Origin of the sequence: Pseudomonas sp. BMW13 (assembly GCF_013357275.1) — a bacterium.
Classification (GTDB): Bacteria; Pseudomonadota; Gammaproteobacteria; order Pseudomonadales; family Pseudomonadaceae; genus Aquipseudomonas; species Aquipseudomonas khazarica.
Map to the genome: position 1 here is coordinate 1 of NZ_SUKD01000033.1, position 14,578 is coordinate 14,578.

Genomic DNA, 14,578 nt, shown 5'->3' on the forward strand with positions numbered 1-14,578 from the left:
GATCGAAGCCGCCATGCTCAAGGCCCAGCTGCGCAAGCTGGAGAAGCTCGACAGCCCGGACGATGAACAGCAGGCCGAAATCGCCCGCGTGCGCCAGCAGCTGGAAGCCGCCGAGAAGGCCCTGACCGAACTGGACAGCCCAAAGCCTGCCGCAGCCGCCAAGCCCGCCGGCGACGATGCGCTGAAAAAAGCCAAGATCGAGCTGGCGATGAAGCGCGCCGAACTGAAGAAAGCCGAGAAGGCCGGCAGCGACGAAAGCGCGCTGCAACCACTGCGCGATGCCCTGGCCGCTGCCGAGCAGGCCCTGCATGCCGCCGAGGAGAACTCGGACAAACCGGCACCGCAGCTGGTACGCACCGAGCGCCCCGGCGTGGATGCCGAACAGAAGGCGCTGAAGACCGAAGTCGCCTTCGCCCGCGCCGACCTGCGCAAGCTCGAACGTGACGACAGCGCCGCAGCCGATGCACTGGAACACGCACGCAGCCGCCTGGCCGAGGCCGAACGCAAGCTGGCCGAATACCAGACGTAACGATCGCCCGGATGACATCCGGGCGACATGACGACAGCCCAGAGCATCCGGGCAACACAGACCACCGTAGCCCGGATGCAATCCGGGGAATGAATACCCACTGCGATCAACTCGAACGCAGTAACAGGAGCGCCGATGGCCCTGCCCCGCATCACATCGCCCCACGCCACGGGCAGCAACCGCACCCAGCAGGTCATGCTGCAGGTGCTGCTGGCCACCGTGCCGGGCATCTTCGCCCTGACCTGGCTGTTCGGCATCGGCACCCTGTTCAACCTGGTCTGGGCCAGCCTCTGCGCACTGGGCTTCGAAGCCGCGCTGCTGGCCGCACGCAAGCGCCCGCTGGCGTTCTTCCTCAAGGACTACAGCGCCCTGGTCACCGCCGTGCTGCTGGCCGTGGCCCTGCCGCCCTACTCGCCCTGGTGGCTGACGCTGGTCGCCTGCGGCTTCGCCATCGGCTTCGGCAAACAGCTCTACGGCGGTCTCGGGCAGAACCCGTTCAACCCGGCCATGGTCGGCTACGTGGTGGTGCTGATTTCCTTCCCCGTCGACATGACCAGCTGGCCCGCACCGCACGGCGTCGCCGCGCTGGACGGGATCAAGCACATCCTCGGCCTGGCCAGCCTGCCCGACGGCTGGGCGCAGGCCACCGCACTCGACGCCCTGAAGGTCAACAAGAGCCTGACCATCGACGAGCTGTACGCCGGCAACCTGGCCTTCGGTCGCTTCGGCGGTGCGGGCAGCGAGGCGGTCAACCTGGCCTTCCTCGCCGGCGGCCTGTACCTGCTGCACAAGCGCCTGTTCACCTGGCACGCACCGGTGGGCATGCTCGCCGCGCTGTTCGTCATGAGCCTGCTGTTCTGGAACGGCAGCGGCTCCGACTCCAATGGCTCGCCGCTGTTCCACCTGCTCACCGGCGCGACCATGCTCGGCGCCTTCTTCATCGTCACCGACCCGGTGTCCGGTGCCACCAGCAATCGTGGCCGACTGGTGTTCGGCATCGGTGTCGGCGTGCTGGTCTACGTGATCCGCACCTGGGGCGGCTACCCGGATGCGGTGGCCTTCGCGGTGCTGCTGATGAACCTCGCGGCACCGACCATCGACTACTACACGCGGCCACGCAGCTACGGCCATCGCAAGCCCAACAGCGGCTTCAAGCTGGGAGAATGAGCATGCTGCCGGAAATCAGCCGCTCGATGCTGAAGAACGCCCTGGTGCTTGGCCTGTTCGCCATTGCCACGGTGGGCAGCGTCGCCTTGCTGCAACAAGGCACCGCCGAGCGCATCGCCAACGCCGAGCGCGAGGCGCAGGTGCGCGCCCTCGCCGAAATCCTGCCGGCCGGCAGCTACGACAACCACCTGCTGGACAATCGCATCGAACTCGACGCGCCGGAACTGGGCCACCGCAGCCCGCAGTCGGCCTACCTGGCGTTCAAGGATGGCCAGCCCAGTGCGCTGATCCTGCCGGTCACCGCGCCGGACGGCTACAGTGGCGCCATTCACCTGCTGGTGGGCATTTACGCCGACGGTCGCCTGGCCGGCGTGCGCGTGCTCAGCCACAAGGAAACCCCCGGCCTGGGCGATCGCATCGAGCTGGCCAAGAGCGACTGGATACTTGGCTTCGCCGGCAAGTCCCTGAGCGATCCCGACGAGGAAGGCTGGGCGGTGAAGAAGGATCGCGGCGACTTCGACCAGTTCGCCGGTGCCACCATCACGCCGCGTGCCGTGGTCAAGGCCGTGCACGGCGCCCTGCGCTACTTCGCCACCCATCGTGCCCAGCTGCTGGGCCTGACGGAGGATGAACGATGACCAGCTATCGCGACATCACCCTCAACGGCCTGTGGAAGAACAACCCGGCGCTGGTGCAGCTGCTCGGCCTCTGCCCGCTGCTCGGGGTGAGCAACTCCACGGTCAACGCCCTTGGCCTGGCGCTGGCCAGCGCCGTGGTGCTGATCTGCTCCAACACCGCCGTGTCGCTGGTGCGTGGCGTGGTCAACACCGCCGTGCGCCTGCCGGCCTTCGTCATGATCATCGCCGCACTGACCACCTGCATCGAACTGCTGATGCAGGCCTACACCTACGAGCTGTACCAGATCCTCGGCATCTTCATCCCGCTGATCACCACCAACTGCGTGATCCTCGGCCGCGCCGACGGTTTCGCCGCCAAGCACGACCCGGCCCGCGCCGCCTATGACGGCCTGATGATGGGCCTCGGCTTCGGCGTGGTGCTGGTGCTGATTGGCTCGATACGCGAGCTGCTCGGCACGGGCGCCCTGTTCGCCAACATGCACCTGCTGTTCGGCCCGGTCGCCGCCGACTGGAAGCTCACCCTGGTGCAGGACTACCGCGGTTTCCTGCTGGCCATCCTGCCGCCGGGCGCCTTCATCGTCCTGGGCCTGCTGATCGCCGGCAAGAACCGCATCGACCAGATCGCCGCCGAACGGGCCAGGGCCGCTGAACCCGAGGCACCGGCACAGAGCCGCCGCGTGCGCGTCACGGGAGTCATCGAATGATGGCGCCCAGGTGAGCGACAAACCCTAGCCCGGATGCGATCCGGGAATGCCGAAACCACCCCGGATTGCATCCGGGCTACGCCAGAAGCCCTGAGCCATGAACGCAGCCAAACGCCTGGAAATCTTCCGTCGCCTGCACGAGGACAACCCCGAGCCGAAGACCGAGCTGGCCTACAGCAACCCCTTCGAGCTGCTGGTGGCGGTGACGCTCTCGGCCCAGGCCACCGACGTCAGCGTCAACAAGGCCACGGCCAAGCTGTTCCCGGTGGCCAACACGCCGGAGGCGATCTACGCCCTCGGCGTCGAGGGCCTGTCCGAGTACATCAAGACCATCGGCCTGTACAACAGCAAGGCAAAGAACGTCATCGAGGCCTGCCGCATCCTCATCGAGAAGCACGGCAGCCAGGTACCGGACAACCGCGAGGACCTCGAAGCCCTGCCCGGCGTGGGCCGCAAGACCGCCAACGTGGTGCTCAACACTGCCTTTCGTCAGTTGGCCATGGCCGTGGACACGCACATCTTCCGCGTCAGCAACCGCACCGGCATCGCCCCGGGCAAGAACGTGCTGGAGGTGGAGAAGAAGCTGCTCAAGTTCGTGCCCAGGGATTATCTGCTCGACGCCCACCACTGGCTGATCCTGCATGGGCGCTACGTCTGCACCGCGCGCAAACCGCGCTGTGGCGCCTGCCGCATCGAAGACCTGTGCGAGTACAAGGCCAAGACCTCGGACGATTGATCGACCATAGAATCCGGCGATCTTCTGATTGAAAAAATCTTTTTTACCCGCTCAATTTTTGCCGCTATAAGGTGCGCAAATGGCCCCTGGTAATGGGCCTGGAGTGGAATAGATGAGCACAGACAAAGAAGACCTCGAACTGGACGAAGACTTTGTCGCGGACGATGCAGACGATGCCGAGCCTGCGGTGGAAGTTGCCAAGACCAACCTGACCAAACGCCGCATCATCGACAACTTCCTCGAAGAGCGCCGCCTGCACAAACAGCTGGCCGAATACGACTTCGATATCTGAAGCCGCACGAAAAAGCCCCGCAGACGCGGGGCTTTTTTCATCGACGCGGCAATCAGTCGCGACGCGAGGGCGAGAGCAGCTCGACCTTGTAGCCGTCCGGGTCCTCGACGAAGGCCAGGATGCTCGTCCCATGCTTCATCGGCCCCGGCTCACGGGTGATCTTGCCGCCGCGCGAGCGGATATCCTCACAGGCCTTGTAGACATCTTCCACTTCCAGGGCGATGTGGCCGTAGCCGCTGCCCAGCTCGTAGCTGTCGACGCCCCAGTTGTGGGTCAGTTCGATCACGCTGTTGTGCGCCTCGTCGCCATAGCCGACGAACGCCAGGGTGAACTGGCCGTCCGGATAGTCCTTGCGGCGCAGCAGGGTCATGCCCAGCACTTCGGTATAGAAGGCGATGGACTTGTCCAGGTCGCCGACACGCAGCATGGTGTGCAGCAGTCTCATGGCTGTTCTCCTCATCGGCCCGCTGTTGCCGGGCCCAGAATGACGAACCCCGGCGCGTGGCCGGGGTCGTTTGACACGCTGCAAGCAGTCTATCAGAGCAGCTTGCGACCCTTGCCTGCGGCGATGCGCATGCGCAGGGCGTTGAGCTTGATGAAGCCCGCCGCGTCCTGCTGGTTGTAGGCGCCGCCGTCTTCCTCGAAGGTCGCGATGTTGGCGTCGAACAGCGAGTCGTCGGACTTGCGGCCAGTGACGATGACATTGCCCTTGTACAGCTTCAGGCGGACCACGCCGTTCACGTTGGCCTGCGAGGCGTCGATCATCTGCTGCAGCATGACGCGCTCCGGGCTCCACCAGAAACCGTTGTAGATCAGGCTGGCGTACTTCGGCATCAGCTCGTCTTTCAGGTGCGCCACTTCACGGTCGAGGGTGATCGACTCGATGGCGCGGTGCGCCTTGAGCATGATGGTGCCGCCGGGGGTCTCGTAGCAGCCACGGGACTTCATGCCGACGAAACGGTTCTCGACGATATCGAGACGGCCGATGCCGTTCTCGCCACCGATGCGGTTCAGCTCGGCCAGCACCTGCGCCGGGCTCATGTCCTTGCCGTCGATGGCGACGATGTCACCGCCACGGTAGGTCAGTTCGATGTAGGTGGGGACGTCCGGCGCCGCTTCCGGCGACTTGGTCCAGCGCCACATGTCTTCTTCGTGCTCGGTCCAGGTGTCTTCCAGCACGCCGCCCTCGTAGGAGATGTGCAGCAGGTTGGCGTCCATGGAGTACGGCGACTTCTTCTTGCCGTGGCGCTCGATCGGGATGGCGTGCTTCTCGGCATAGTCCATCAGCTTCTCGCGCGACAGCAGGTCCCACTCGCGCCACGGCGCGATGACCTTGACGCCCGGCTTCAGCGCGTAGGCGCCCAGCTCGAAACGCACCTGGTCGTTGCCCTTGCCGGTGGCGCCGTGGGAGATGGCGTCGGCGCCGGTCTCGTTGGCGATCTCGATCAGGCGCTTGGCGATCAGCGGACGGGCGATGGACGTACCCAGCAGGTACTCGCCTTCGTAGATGGTGTTGGCACGGAACATCGGGTAGACGAAGTCGCGGACGAATTCTTCGCGCAGGTCGTCGATGTAGATTTCCTTGACGCCCAGCGCCTGTGCCTTGGCACGGGCCGGCTCGACCTCTTCGCCCTGACCGAGGTCGGCGGTGAAGGTCACCACTTCACAGTTGTAGGTATCTTGCAGCCACTTGAGGATCACCGAGGTGTCCAGGCCACCGGAATAGGCCAGAACTACCTTTTTGACGTCCGCCATGCCATCACTCCACGGGTTGTACGGTAAAACCCGTGATTCTACTGACCCTGCCGGTCAATTTACAGAGGCGCGACAGCTTGTGATGACGAAGCGACGAGGATAAGCGGTCATTTTCCGGCCGAGGACGCTGGCGACCACTCTCGAGCGGACTCGCGGCCCCGCCATGGTGCCGCATGCCTCAGGAGGGCGTGCTGCCCGCAGGGTCGGCAGCCGGACTCGCCGGCGTGGTCTGCGGCGCCGCTTCCGGCACGGGCACGCGGTCCAGGCGCAGGGTCGCCCGACGATTCCTGGCGCGGTTGGCCTCGCTGTTGTTCGGCACCAGCGGATAGCGCTCGCCGTGGAAGCGCACGGTAATCTGCTCAGCCGGAATGCCACCTGCCTTGAGATAGTCCTGCACGGCCAGCGCACGACGACGCGAAAGGTCGCGGTTGGTCAGGCGATTGCCGGTGTTGTCGGCGTGGCCGTCGATCTGGAAGCTGTTGATGCTGGGGTCGGCCTTGACGAACTGGAGAACGATGTCGAGCTTGGCCCTGGCCATCGGATCCAGGTCGATGCCGCCGCCGGGGAAACCGACCTGCGCCTGGCGGATCTGGTCGAAGTTGACCGGCAGCAACTTGGCCGTACAGGCCTGGTAATCATCGTAGGCCTGGTGAAACTTCACCGGCAGCAGGCGTACCTCCAGGCGCTCCCCGCCATTGAAGGTGCGGTGGCGCACCACTGGGCTGCGCCCTTCCAGCAGGCCGCTGAGCAGGCGCGCGCCCTGCTCCTGCGAGGTGTTGAACGGCACCTCGCCCTGGCCGACGCTGACCACGCCCAGGTTGATGTCCTCGCGTCCGGGCTGCCACGGCGCCGCAGCCGCCAGCAGGGTCGCCGAGCCGGCGCCCATCCAGTGTTCACGCGCCTTCAGGCGGAACGTCACCTGCTCACCGGCGCGGCGCACGAACTCGCCGCTGCCGAAGTTGCTGATCGGCTGGCTCAGGCGGCACTCGAACTGATCACCCTCGACCTTCCACTCCACCTTTTCCAGCCGGGTCTGGAAGCTGATGGCATGCGCCGGCAGGCACAGAGGCATGCCAGCCAGCAGGCTGATCAGGATGAAATAGGGCGCACGCACGGCAGGCTCCAGGGCGGTTCACGGCATTCTCTGCTGATATCGGTCAGCCGCGCGAAAACTTGACCCCTGCGCGTGATTGTCGCGTCGGCGCAAGCGCGGACAGGTGCTTTTCAGGTACCATGCGGCCACGTTTTACCCGCCTGGAAGCCTCCATGTCCGACCGTCTGACTCTTCTGCGTCCCGATGACTGGCACATCCACCTGCGCGACGGCGCGGTGCTGCCACACACCGTCGGCGATGCCGCGCGCACTTTCGGCCGCGCCATCATCATGCCCAACCTGGTACCGCCGGTACGCAATACCGCCGAGGCCGACGCCTACCGCCAGCGCATTCTGGCCGCACGCCCGGCCGGCAGCCGTTTCGAGCCGTTGATGGTGCTCTACCTCACCGACAACACCAGCCCCGAAGACGTGCGCGCGGCCAAGGCCAGCGGGTTCGTGCATGCGGCCAAGCTCTACCCGGCCGGCGCCACCACCAACTCCGACTCGGGCGTGACCAGCATCGACAAGATCTTCCCGGCCCTGGAAGCCATGGCCGAAGTCGGCATGCTGCTGCTGGTGCACGGCGAAGTGACCCGCGCCGAGATCGACGTGTTCGACCGCGAGAAGATCTTCATCGATGAGCACCTGAGTCGCGTGGTCGAGCGCTTCCCGACGCTCAAGGTGGTGTTCGAGCACATCACCACCCGTGACGCCGTGCAGTTCGTCGAGGCCGCCTCGGCCAACGTCGGCGCCACCATCACCGCGCACCACCTGCTGTACAACCGCAACCACATGCTGGTCGGCGGCATCCGCCCGCACTTCTATTGCCTGCCGATCCTCAAGCGCAACGTGCACCAGGAAGCCCTGCTCGACGCCGCCACCGGTGGCAACGCCAAGTTCTTCCTCGGCACCGACTCGGCGCCGCACGCCAAGCATGCCAAGGAAGCCGCCTGCGGCTGTGCCGGCTGCTACACCGCCTACGCCGCCATCGAGCTGTATGCCGAGGCCTTCGAACAGCGTGGCGCGCTGGACAAGCTGGAGGCGTTCGCCAGCTTCCATGGCCCGGACTTCTACGGCATGCCGCGCAACAGCGACAGCATCACCCTGGTGCGCGAGGAGTGGACCGTACCGGCCAGCCTGCCGCTCGGCGAGAACAGCGTAGTGCCCCTGCGCGCCGGCGAAACCCTGCGCTGGAAGCTGCTGGAGGCCCAGGCATGAGCGAAGACAACTACGACGACGAACTGGACCCGAGCCTGCCGGTCGGCCCACGCTCGCCGATGGCAGCGCGCTTTCGTGGCTACCTGCCGGTCGTGGTGGACGTGGAGACCGGTGGTTTCAACAGCGCCACCGACGCGCTGCTGGAAATCGCCGCCACCACCATCGCCATGGACGAGACGGGTTTCCTCTACCCGGATCACACCCACTTCTTCCGCATCGAGCCCTTCAAAGGCGCCAACATCGAACAGGCGGCCCTGGAGTTCACCGGCATCAAGCTCGATCACCCGCTGCGCATGGCGGTGAGCGAGGACCATGCCCTGGGGGAAATCTTCAAGGGCATTCGCAAGTCGATCAAATCGGCCGGCTGCAAGCGCGCGATCCTGGTCGGGCACAACAGCAGCTTCGACCTCGGCTTCCTCAATGCCGCCGTGACGCGCTGCGGCATCAAGCGCAACCCGTTCCACCCCTTCTCCAGTTTCGACACCGCCACGCTGGCTGGCCTCGCCTATGGCCAGACCGTACTGGCCAAGGCCTGCCAGGCTGCCGGTATCGAGTTCGACGGCAAGGAGGCGCACTCGGCGCGCTACGACACCGAGAAGACCGCCGAGCTGTTCTGCGGCATCGTCAACCGCTGGAAGGAAATGGGCGGCTGGGACGAGTTCGACCACTGATCCCTGCCTCCGTACGCACATTAAAAAACCGGCACCTGCCGGTTTTTTAATGCCTGGATAATGCGCGGCCTGCGCCGTTCGTCAGGAGGTGCGAGCATTCGCAATCGATCTTTGACAAGCATTCTCATTAACATTAGTATCCGATTCATCGAACAGAACCACCAAGGCGAGCCTTGCCCCATGTACGTCTGCCTCTGTGAAGGTGTCACCGATACACAAATCCGCGATGCGGTTTACGAAGGCTGCTGCAGCTATCGTGAAGTCCGCGGCTCGCTCGGCATCGCCAGCCAGTGCGGCAAGTGCGCCTGCCTGGCCAAGCAGGTCGTTCGCGAGACCATCGCCGAAGTGCAAAGCAGCCAGGCCTCCCTCGCCTACCCTGCAGGCTTCGTCGCCGCCTGACACAGGCCCCGCACACAAAAAACCGGATCTCAGCATCCGGTTTTTTTATGGCCTGTGGTCAGCGAACCGCCGCGTCGGTCGACGCAGATGCCCCCGCATCCGACGCACTACAGACCATCACGCTCCAGGTGATCGAAGTTCACCGTATCCCCCGGTTTGGTATGCAGCTTGGCGCGAATGTCCTCGAAGATCGCGTCGTACTCTTCGTGCTCGCGCATGATCGGGCTGTGGTTGGGGTGCAGGCCGTGCTTGGCCACCAGGCGAGAGATCACGCTGGCGAAATTGAAGGCCGTGTCGCGGTGCATTTCGAAGACTTCCTCGAAGGCCTTGCCGTCGATCTCGCCAGCCAGGCGTCCGTGCAGCATCGGGCCTTCCTGCGCGTCCTGACGCACCTCGTAGTGGAAGTCGATGCTGTAGCCGGGCTGACCATCCAGACCAGGCAGCCTGCTGCGATGCAGATGACCGGGTTCGAACATGCTTGCTCTCCTTATCGGTTGCGCTGGCACAGTACCGAGGAACGCGCCCGGACAGTCTAGACCGGGACCTGCAGCGCTGCCGCGCGACATTTCAGTGCAGCGTCGACTGCCCTGCCCTCTCCTGAACCAGCACCCAGGGCGCGACCACCACGGCCCAGAGCTGCGGATCACGCGTCAGCAGATCTTCGGCCTGTGCATCTTCGAGCTTGCTCAGCAGTCCCTGGTTCATCCACTCGGCAACCTTGGCCTGGTCGTTCTCCGCCACGGCCTGCGCGATCGCCACCAGATCCTGCGCCCCGTCGACCCAGAGCAGCGCGCCCCGAGCGAAGAATGGCTGCAGCTCCTGCCAGGTGATGGCCGCTGTCTCGCCGAGCAGCTTGGCATAGAGGGTGCTAGATTGTTCCGTCATGGTGTGCCCCGTGTCGATGGCGGTAAGTGCAGGCGCGCATGATAACGTCGAGCGTTGCCCTGGCAACTGCGCGACGCTCGCCAGCCGACCCAGGCCACGCCGTTTTTCTATACATTTCTTGCATTTAAGCGACAACCCCGTGTTTCGCCTCCCGCTGCCGGCTTTTCAAGGCGCAAATCCGCGCTCTACACTGTTCCGGTACAGTTGCCGGGGGCATTACCGGGATCAAGGACCCGGTTCTGCAGCTTCGGCCGCAAGAACTACAACAATGAAAAACACAAGACTGGAGCATTCATGAACAAGGCTACTAAGCAGATTTCCAAACTGTTCGCGGCAATGGCACTGGCGGGGGCGGCCAGCTACTCGATGGCAGCCGACACCATCAAGATCGGCCTGGCCGGTCCGGTGACCGGTGCCGTCGCACAGTACGGCGAGATGCAATTCATCGGTGCCAAGATGGCCATCGAGCAGATCAACAAGGCTGGCGGCGTGAACGGCGCCCAGCTCGAAGGCGTGGTCTACGACGACGCGTGCGATCCGAAGCAGGCCGTGGCCGTGGCCAACAAGATCGTCAACGACGAAGTCAAGTTCGTGGTTGGCCACCTGTGCTCCAGCTCCACCCAGCCGGCCTCCGACATCTACGAAGACGAAGGCATCCTGATGATCACCGCGGCTTCCACCAGCCCGGACATCACCGCTCGTGGCTACGAGCTGGTCTTCCGTACCATCGGTCTGGACAGCCTGCAGGGCCCGACCGCCGGTAACTTCATCGCCGACCACATCAAGCCGAAGAGCGTTGCCGTCATCCACGACAAGCAGCAGTACGGCGAAGGCATCGCCACCGCGGTCAAGCAGACCCTGGAAGGCAAAGGCGTGAAAGTCGCCATGTTCGAAGGCATCAACGCCGGCGACAAGGACTTCTCCGCGCTGATCGCCAAGCTCAACCAGGCGGGTGTCGACTTCGTCTACTACGGTGGCTACCACCCGGAACTGGGCCTGCTGCTGCGCCAGACCAAAGAGCGTGGCCTGAACGTCAAGTTCATGGGTCCGGAAGGCGTGGGTAACAAGGAAATCTCGGCCATCGCCGGCCCGGCTTCCGAAGGCCTGCTGGTCACCCTGCCGAAGTCCTTCGACCAGGATCCGAAGAACCAGGCGCTGGTCGAGGCCTTCAAGGCCAAGAACGAAGACCCGAGCGGCCCGTTCGTGTTCCCGGCCTACGCTGCCGTTCAGGTCATCGCTGAAGGCATCGAGAAAGCCGGCGACACCGATACCGCCAAGGTAGCTGCCGCCCTGCGCTCCAACAGCTTCGACACCCCCACCGGCACCCTGGCCTTCGACGAGAAGGGCGATCTGAAGGACTTCAGCTTCGTGGTGTACGAATGGCACCAGGACGGTTCCAAGTCCGAAGCCAAGTAAGCTTCCCGCCTGAACCCAAAGCCCACTGCAGCCTGCAGTGGGCTTTGTTTATTAGAAGAATTCCGGCCTCGCGCTGCGCCACAAGCGCCGCTTTACGCGCTGCCCAGGAGTTAGGCTATGCCTGATCTTTATCACTACCTGCAACAGTTGCTCAATGGCCTGACCATTGGCAGCACCTATGCCCTGATCGCCATCGGCTACACCATGGTCTACGGCATCATCGGCATGATCAACTTCGCCCACGGCGAGGTTTACATGATTGGCGCGTACGTCGCCTTCATCGTGATTGCTGGTCTCTCCATGTTCGGTATCGAAGCCGTACCCGTGATCATGATCGGCGCGTTCGTCGTCACCATGATCGTTACCAGTGCCTACGGTTACAGCATCGAGCGGGTGGCGTATCGCCCCCTGCGCGGCGGCAACCGTCTGATTCCGCTGATCTCCGCGATCGGTATGTCGATCTTCCTGCAGAACGCCGTGCTGCTCTCGCAGGACTCCAAGGACAAGGCCATTCCCAGCCTGCTGCCTGGCAACTTCATCCTCGGTGAAAGCGCCACCAACGGCGTGGTCGTCTCCTACATGCAGGTGCTGATCTTCATCGTCACCTTCGTCGCCATGATCGGCCTGACCCTGTTCATCTCCCGCTCGCGCCTGGGCCGTGCCTGCCGCGCCTGCGCCGAAGACCTGAAGATGGCCAACCTGCTGGGTATCAACACCAACAACATCATCGCCCTGACCTTCGTCATCGGCGCCGCACTGGCGGCCATCGCCTCGGTGCTGCTGGGCATGCAGTACGGCGTGATCAACCCGCACCTGGGCTTCCTCGCCGGCATCAAGGCTTTCACCGCTGCGGTACTCGGCGGCATCGGCAGCATCCCCGGCGCGGTACTCGGCGGCCTCCTGCTCGGCGTGGCCGAAGCCTTCGGCGCCGATATCTTCGGTGATCAATACAAAGACGTGGTCGCATTCAGCCTGCTGGTCCTGGTGCTGCTGTTCCGTCCCACTGGCATCCTCGGCCGTCCGGAGGTGGAGAAGGTATGAGCACCTCCAGCGTGAAGAACCTCAAATCGGCGATTTTCAGCGCCCTGCTGGTGCTGATCATTGCCTACCCAGTCCTGGGTCTGAAACTCACCACCGTCGGCATCAGCCTGGAAGTGCACGGTGCCACCGCGTTCGAGCTCTGGTGCATCGGCGGCGCTGCGGCGCTGATCTTCGTGTGGCAACTGCTGCGTGATCGCATCACCCCGGCCTGGGCCAAACGACCGAGCTTGCCCAGCGGCGGCCAGGTCGGCAACTTCCTCACCCTGCCCTCCACCCAGCGCTGGATCATCCTGGCCATGCTGGTGGTCGCCCTGGTCTGGCCGTTCTTCGCCAGCCGTGGCGCCGTGGACATCGCCACGCTGATCCTGATCTACGTGATGCTCGGCCTCGGCCTGAACATCGTGGTCGGCCTGGCGGGCCTGCTCGATCTGGGCTACGTCGGCTTCTACGCGGTCGGCGCCTACAGCTACGCGATTCTCTCGCACTACTTCGGCCTGAGCTTCTGGATGTGCCTGCCGATCGCCGGGATGATGGCCGCCCTGTTCGGCTTCCTGCTCGGCTTCCCGGTGCTGCGTCTGCGCGGCGACTACCTGGCCATCGTGACCCTGGGCTTCGGCGAGATCATCCGCATCCTGCTGCGCAACCTCACCGACCTGACCGGCGGCCCGAACGGCCTGAGCATCGCCAACGAGAACAAGCCGACCCTGTTCGGCCTGTCCTTCGAGCGTCGTGTGCCGGCCGACATGCCCACCTTCCACGGCTACTTCGAGATCGCCTACAACTCGCAGTACAAGGTGATTTTCCTCTACCTGATCGCCCTGCTACTGGTGTTACTGACCCTGTTCCTGGTCAACCGCCTGCTGCGCATGCCGATCGGTCGCGCCTGGGAAGCCCTGCGCGAGGACGAGATCGCCTGCCGCGCGCTGGGCCTGAACCCCACCGTGATCAAGCTCTCGGCCTTCACCATCGGCGCCAGCCTGGCCGGTTTCGCCGGCAGCTTCTTCGCCGCCCGTCAGGGTCTGGTGACACCGGAGTCCTTCACCTTCATCGAGTCGGCGATGATCCTCGCCATCGTGGTGCTCGGCGGCATGGGCTCGCAGCTCGGCGTGATCCTCGCGGCCATCGTCATGGTGATGCTGCAGGAGATGCGTGAGCTGAGCGAGTACCGCATGCTGATCTTCGGCCTGGTCATGATCTTCATGATGATCTGGCGCCCGCAAGGTCTGCTGCCGATGCAACGTCCCCACCTGGAGCTGAAGCGATGAGCCGCACGATTCTCGAAGTAAGCGGCCTGACCATGCGTTTCGGCGGCCTCCTGGCCGTCAACGGGGTGGGCCTGAACGTCAAGGAAAAGCAGGTGGTATCGATGATCGGCCCGAACGGCGCCGGCAAGACCACCGTGTTCAACTGCCTGACCGGTTTCTACCAGCCAAGCTCGGGCAGCATCCGTCTCGACGGCGAGGCCATCGAAGGCCTGCCGGGCCACAAGATCGCCCGCAAGGGCGTGGTGCGGACATTCCAGAACGTACGTCTGTTCAAGGACATGACCGCGGTGGAGAACCTGCTGATCGCCCAGCACCGCCACCTCAACACCAGCTACCTGGCCGGCCTGTTCAAGACGCCCAGCTTCCGTCGCAGCGAGCGCGAGGCGATGGACTTCGCCGGCTACTGGCTGGAGAAGGTCAACCTGGTGGAGTTCGCCAACCGCGAGGCGGGCACCCTCGCCTACGGCCAGCAACGCCGCCTGGAGATCGCCCGCTGCATGATGACCCGTCCGAGCATCCTCATGCTCGACGAGCCGGCTGCCGGCCTCAACCCGCGCGAGACCGAAGACCTGAAGGAGCTGATCGGCATGCTGCGTGACGAGCACAATGTCACCGTGCTGCTGATCGAGCACGACATGAAGCTGGTGATGAGCATTTCCGACCACATCTACGTGATCAACCAGGGCACTCCCCTGGCCGACGGCACGCCGGAGCAGATCCGCAACAACCCGGACGTGATCAAAGCCTATCTGGGGGAGGCGTAATCC

17 protein-coding genes and 1 pseudogene are annotated in these 14,578 nt (G+C 64.3%); 13 read left to right on the plus strand and 5 right to left on the minus strand.

The window, feature by feature from the left end:
* The 6 genes and pseudogenes from E4487_RS21355 to E4487_RS21380 all read left to right on the plus strand — a co-directional run.
* A pseudogene (locus E4487_RS21355) lies at positions 1-529 on the plus strand (electron transport complex subunit RsxC); the annotation flags it as partial.
* A 135-nt stretch (positions 530-664) separates the two neighbouring features.
* On the plus strand, positions 665-1,696 hold the full coding sequence (locus tag E4487_RS21360) for an RnfABCDGE type electron transport complex subunit D (RefSeq protein ID WP_037055498.1): 1,032 nt from the start codon (positions 665-667) through the stop codon (positions 1,694-1,696).
* 2 nt (positions 1,697-1,698) lie between these two features.
* On the plus strand, positions 1,699-2,334 hold the full coding sequence (gene rsxG, locus E4487_RS21365; RefSeq protein ID WP_047584479.1) for an electron transport complex subunit RsxG: 636 nt from the start codon (positions 1,699-1,701) through the stop codon (positions 2,332-2,334).
* The gene (locus tag E4487_RS21370) at positions 2,331-3,038 is read left to right on the plus strand and encodes an electron transport complex subunit E (RefSeq protein WP_175254344.1); all 708 of its coding nucleotides are present in this window, start codon (positions 2,331-2,333) and stop codon (positions 3,036-3,038) included. The genes rsxG and E4487_RS21370 overlap by 4 nt, the downstream gene beginning before the upstream one ends.
* Before the next feature lie 97 nt (positions 3,039-3,135).
* Positions 3,136-3,774 carry an endonuclease III gene (nth, locus tag E4487_RS21375; protein ID WP_037055492.1) on the plus strand — a complete coding sequence of 213 codons (639 nt, stop codon included), beginning with the start codon at positions 3,136-3,138 and terminating at the stop codon, positions 3,772-3,774.
* 112 nt (positions 3,775-3,886) lie between these two features.
* Complete coding sequence (locus E4487_RS21380) at positions 3,887-4,066, plus strand: PA3496 family putative envelope integrity protein (RefSeq protein ID WP_004423730.1); 180 nt, start codon at positions 3,887-3,889, stop codon at positions 4,064-4,066.
* A 52-nt stretch (positions 4,067-4,118) separates the two neighbouring features.
* Here E4487_RS21380 and gloA read toward each other — a convergent pair whose 3' ends face one another.
* From gloA to E4487_RS21395, 3 genes are all read right to left on the minus strand, one after another.
* Complete coding sequence (gene gloA / locus E4487_RS21385; protein WP_037055490.1) at positions 4,119-4,511, minus strand: lactoylglutathione lyase; 393 nt, start codon at positions 4,509-4,511, stop codon at positions 4,119-4,121.
* 92 nt (positions 4,512-4,603) lie between these two features.
* On the minus strand, positions 4,604-5,821 hold the full coding sequence (locus E4487_RS21390; RefSeq protein WP_037055488.1) for an argininosuccinate synthase: 1,218 nt from the start codon (positions 5,819-5,821) through the stop codon (positions 4,604-4,606).
* Between the two features lie 178 nt (positions 5,822-5,999).
* The gene (locus tag E4487_RS21395) at positions 6,000-6,935 is read right to left on the minus strand and encodes an OmpA family protein (protein ID WP_175254345.1); all 936 of its coding nucleotides are present in this window, start codon (positions 6,933-6,935) and stop codon (positions 6,000-6,002) included.
* Positions 6,936-7,087: 152 nt separating this feature from the next.
* On the opposite strand from E4487_RS21395, the gene pyrC reads away from it, so the two are divergent.
* The 3 genes from pyrC to E4487_RS21410 all read left to right on the plus strand — a co-directional run bounded on the left by pyrC (position 7,088) and on the right by E4487_RS21410 (position 9,204).
* Complete coding sequence (gene pyrC, locus E4487_RS21400) at positions 7,088-8,134, plus strand: dihydroorotase (protein ID WP_037055483.1); 1,047 nt, start codon at positions 7,088-7,090, stop codon at positions 8,132-8,134.
* Positions 8,131-8,805, plus strand: coding sequence for a ribonuclease T (gene rnt / locus E4487_RS21405; protein WP_175254346.1), 675 nt, complete (start codon positions 8,131-8,133; stop codon positions 8,803-8,805). Before pyrC ends, rnt begins: the two co-directional genes overlap by 4 nt.
* 180 nt (positions 8,806-8,985) lie before the next feature.
* Positions 8,986-9,204, plus strand: coding sequence for a bacterioferritin-associated ferredoxin (locus E4487_RS21410; protein ID WP_037055480.1), 219 nt, complete (start codon positions 8,986-8,988; stop codon positions 9,202-9,204).
* A 107-nt stretch (positions 9,205-9,311) separates the two neighbouring features.
* Here the strand turns inward: E4487_RS21410 and E4487_RS21415 are convergent, their stop codons facing one another.
* A complete protein-coding gene (locus E4487_RS21415; RefSeq protein WP_037055478.1) occupies positions 9,312-9,680 on the minus strand; it encodes a DUF5064 family protein in 369 nt (122 codons plus the stop codon).
* 91 nt (positions 9,681-9,771) lie between these two features.
* Positions 9,772-10,089 (minus strand): DUF2288 domain-containing protein, encoded by a 318-nt coding sequence (locus tag E4487_RS21420; protein WP_037055475.1) that lies wholly within the window; start codon positions 10,087-10,089, stop codon positions 9,772-9,774.
* Positions 10,090-10,383: 294 nt separating this feature from the next.
* Here E4487_RS21420 and E4487_RS21425 point away from each other — a divergent pair, with 294 nt between their 5' ends.
* The 4 genes from E4487_RS21425 to livG all read left to right on the plus strand — a co-directional run bounded on the left by E4487_RS21425 (position 10,384) and on the right by livG (position 14,575).
* Positions 10,384-11,505, plus strand: coding sequence for a branched-chain amino acid ABC transporter substrate-binding protein (locus E4487_RS21425; protein ID WP_037055470.1), 1,122 nt, complete (start codon positions 10,384-10,386; stop codon positions 11,503-11,505).
* A gap of 117 nt (positions 11,506-11,622) precedes the next feature.
* Positions 11,623-12,546: a high-affinity branched-chain amino acid ABC transporter permease LivH gene (livH, locus tag E4487_RS21430; RefSeq protein ID WP_037055468.1), complete on the plus strand. Its 924-nt coding sequence runs from the start codon at positions 11,623-11,625 to the stop codon at positions 12,544-12,546.
* Positions 12,543-13,811 carry a high-affinity branched-chain amino acid ABC transporter permease LivM gene (locus E4487_RS21435; protein ID WP_037055465.1) on the plus strand — a complete coding sequence of 423 codons (1,269 nt, stop codon included), beginning with the start codon at positions 12,543-12,545 and terminating at the stop codon, positions 13,809-13,811. The genes livH and E4487_RS21435 overlap by 4 nt, the downstream gene beginning before the upstream one ends.
* Positions 13,808-14,575 (plus strand): high-affinity branched-chain amino acid ABC transporter ATP-binding protein LivG, encoded by a 768-nt coding sequence (livG, locus tag E4487_RS21440; RefSeq protein WP_037055463.1) that lies wholly within the window; start codon positions 13,808-13,810, stop codon positions 14,573-14,575. The genes E4487_RS21435 and livG overlap by 4 nt, the downstream gene beginning before the upstream one ends.
* Positions 14,576-14,578: the final 3 nt, after the last annotated feature.

Excerpts from the sequence above, each read along its gene's own strand:
- E4487_RS21380 (WP_004423730.1), top strand. The coding sequence starts at position 3,887 with ATGAGCACAGACAAAGAAGACCTCGAACTGGACGAAGACTTTGTCGCG.
- E4487_RS21420 (WP_037055475.1), bottom strand. The coding sequence starts at position 10,089 with ATGACGGAACAATCTAGCACCCTCTATGCCAAGCTGCTCGGCGAGACA.
- E4487_RS21390 (WP_037055488.1), bottom strand. The coding sequence starts at position 5,821 with ATGGCGGACGTCAAAAAGGTAGTTCTGGCCTATTCCGGTGGCCTGGAC.
- E4487_RS21435 (WP_037055465.1), top strand. The coding sequence starts at position 12,543 with ATGAGCACCTCCAGCGTGAAGAACCTCAAATCGGCGATTTTCAGCGCC.
- gloA (WP_037055490.1), bottom strand. The coding sequence starts at position 4,511 with ATGAGACTGCTGCACACCATGCTGCGTGTCGGCGACCTGGACAAGTCC.
- E4487_RS21425 (WP_037055470.1), top strand. The coding sequence starts at position 10,384 with ATGAACAAGGCTACTAAGCAGATTTCCAAACTGTTCGCGGCAATGGCA.
- rnt (WP_175254346.1), top strand. The coding sequence starts at position 8,131 with ATGAGCGAAGACAACTACGACGACGAACTGGACCCGAGCCTGCCGGTC.
- E4487_RS21370 (WP_175254344.1), top strand. The coding sequence starts at position 2,331 with ATGACCAGCTATCGCGACATCACCCTCAACGGCCTGTGGAAGAACAAC.
- pyrC (WP_037055483.1), top strand. The coding sequence starts at position 7,088 with ATGTCCGACCGTCTGACTCTTCTGCGTCCCGATGACTGGCACATCCAC.
- livH (WP_037055468.1), top strand. The coding sequence starts at position 11,623 with ATGCCTGATCTTTATCACTACCTGCAACAGTTGCTCAATGGCCTGACC.
- livG (WP_037055463.1), top strand. The coding sequence starts at position 13,808 with ATGAGCCGCACGATTCTCGAAGTAAGCGGCCTGACCATGCGTTTCGGC.
- E4487_RS21415 (WP_037055478.1), bottom strand. The coding sequence starts at position 9,680 with ATGTTCGAACCCGGTCATCTGCATCGCAGCAGGCTGCCTGGTCTGGAT.
- E4487_RS21410 (WP_037055480.1), top strand. The coding sequence starts at position 8,986 with ATGTACGTCTGCCTCTGTGAAGGTGTCACCGATACACAAATCCGCGAT.
- nth (WP_037055492.1), top strand. The coding sequence starts at position 3,136 with ATGAACGCAGCCAAACGCCTGGAAATCTTCCGTCGCCTGCACGAGGAC.
- rsxG (WP_047584479.1), top strand. The coding sequence starts at position 1,699 with ATGCTGCCGGAAATCAGCCGCTCGATGCTGAAGAACGCCCTGGTGCTT.
- E4487_RS21360 (WP_037055498.1), top strand. The coding sequence starts at position 665 with ATGGCCCTGCCCCGCATCACATCGCCCCACGCCACGGGCAGCAACCGC.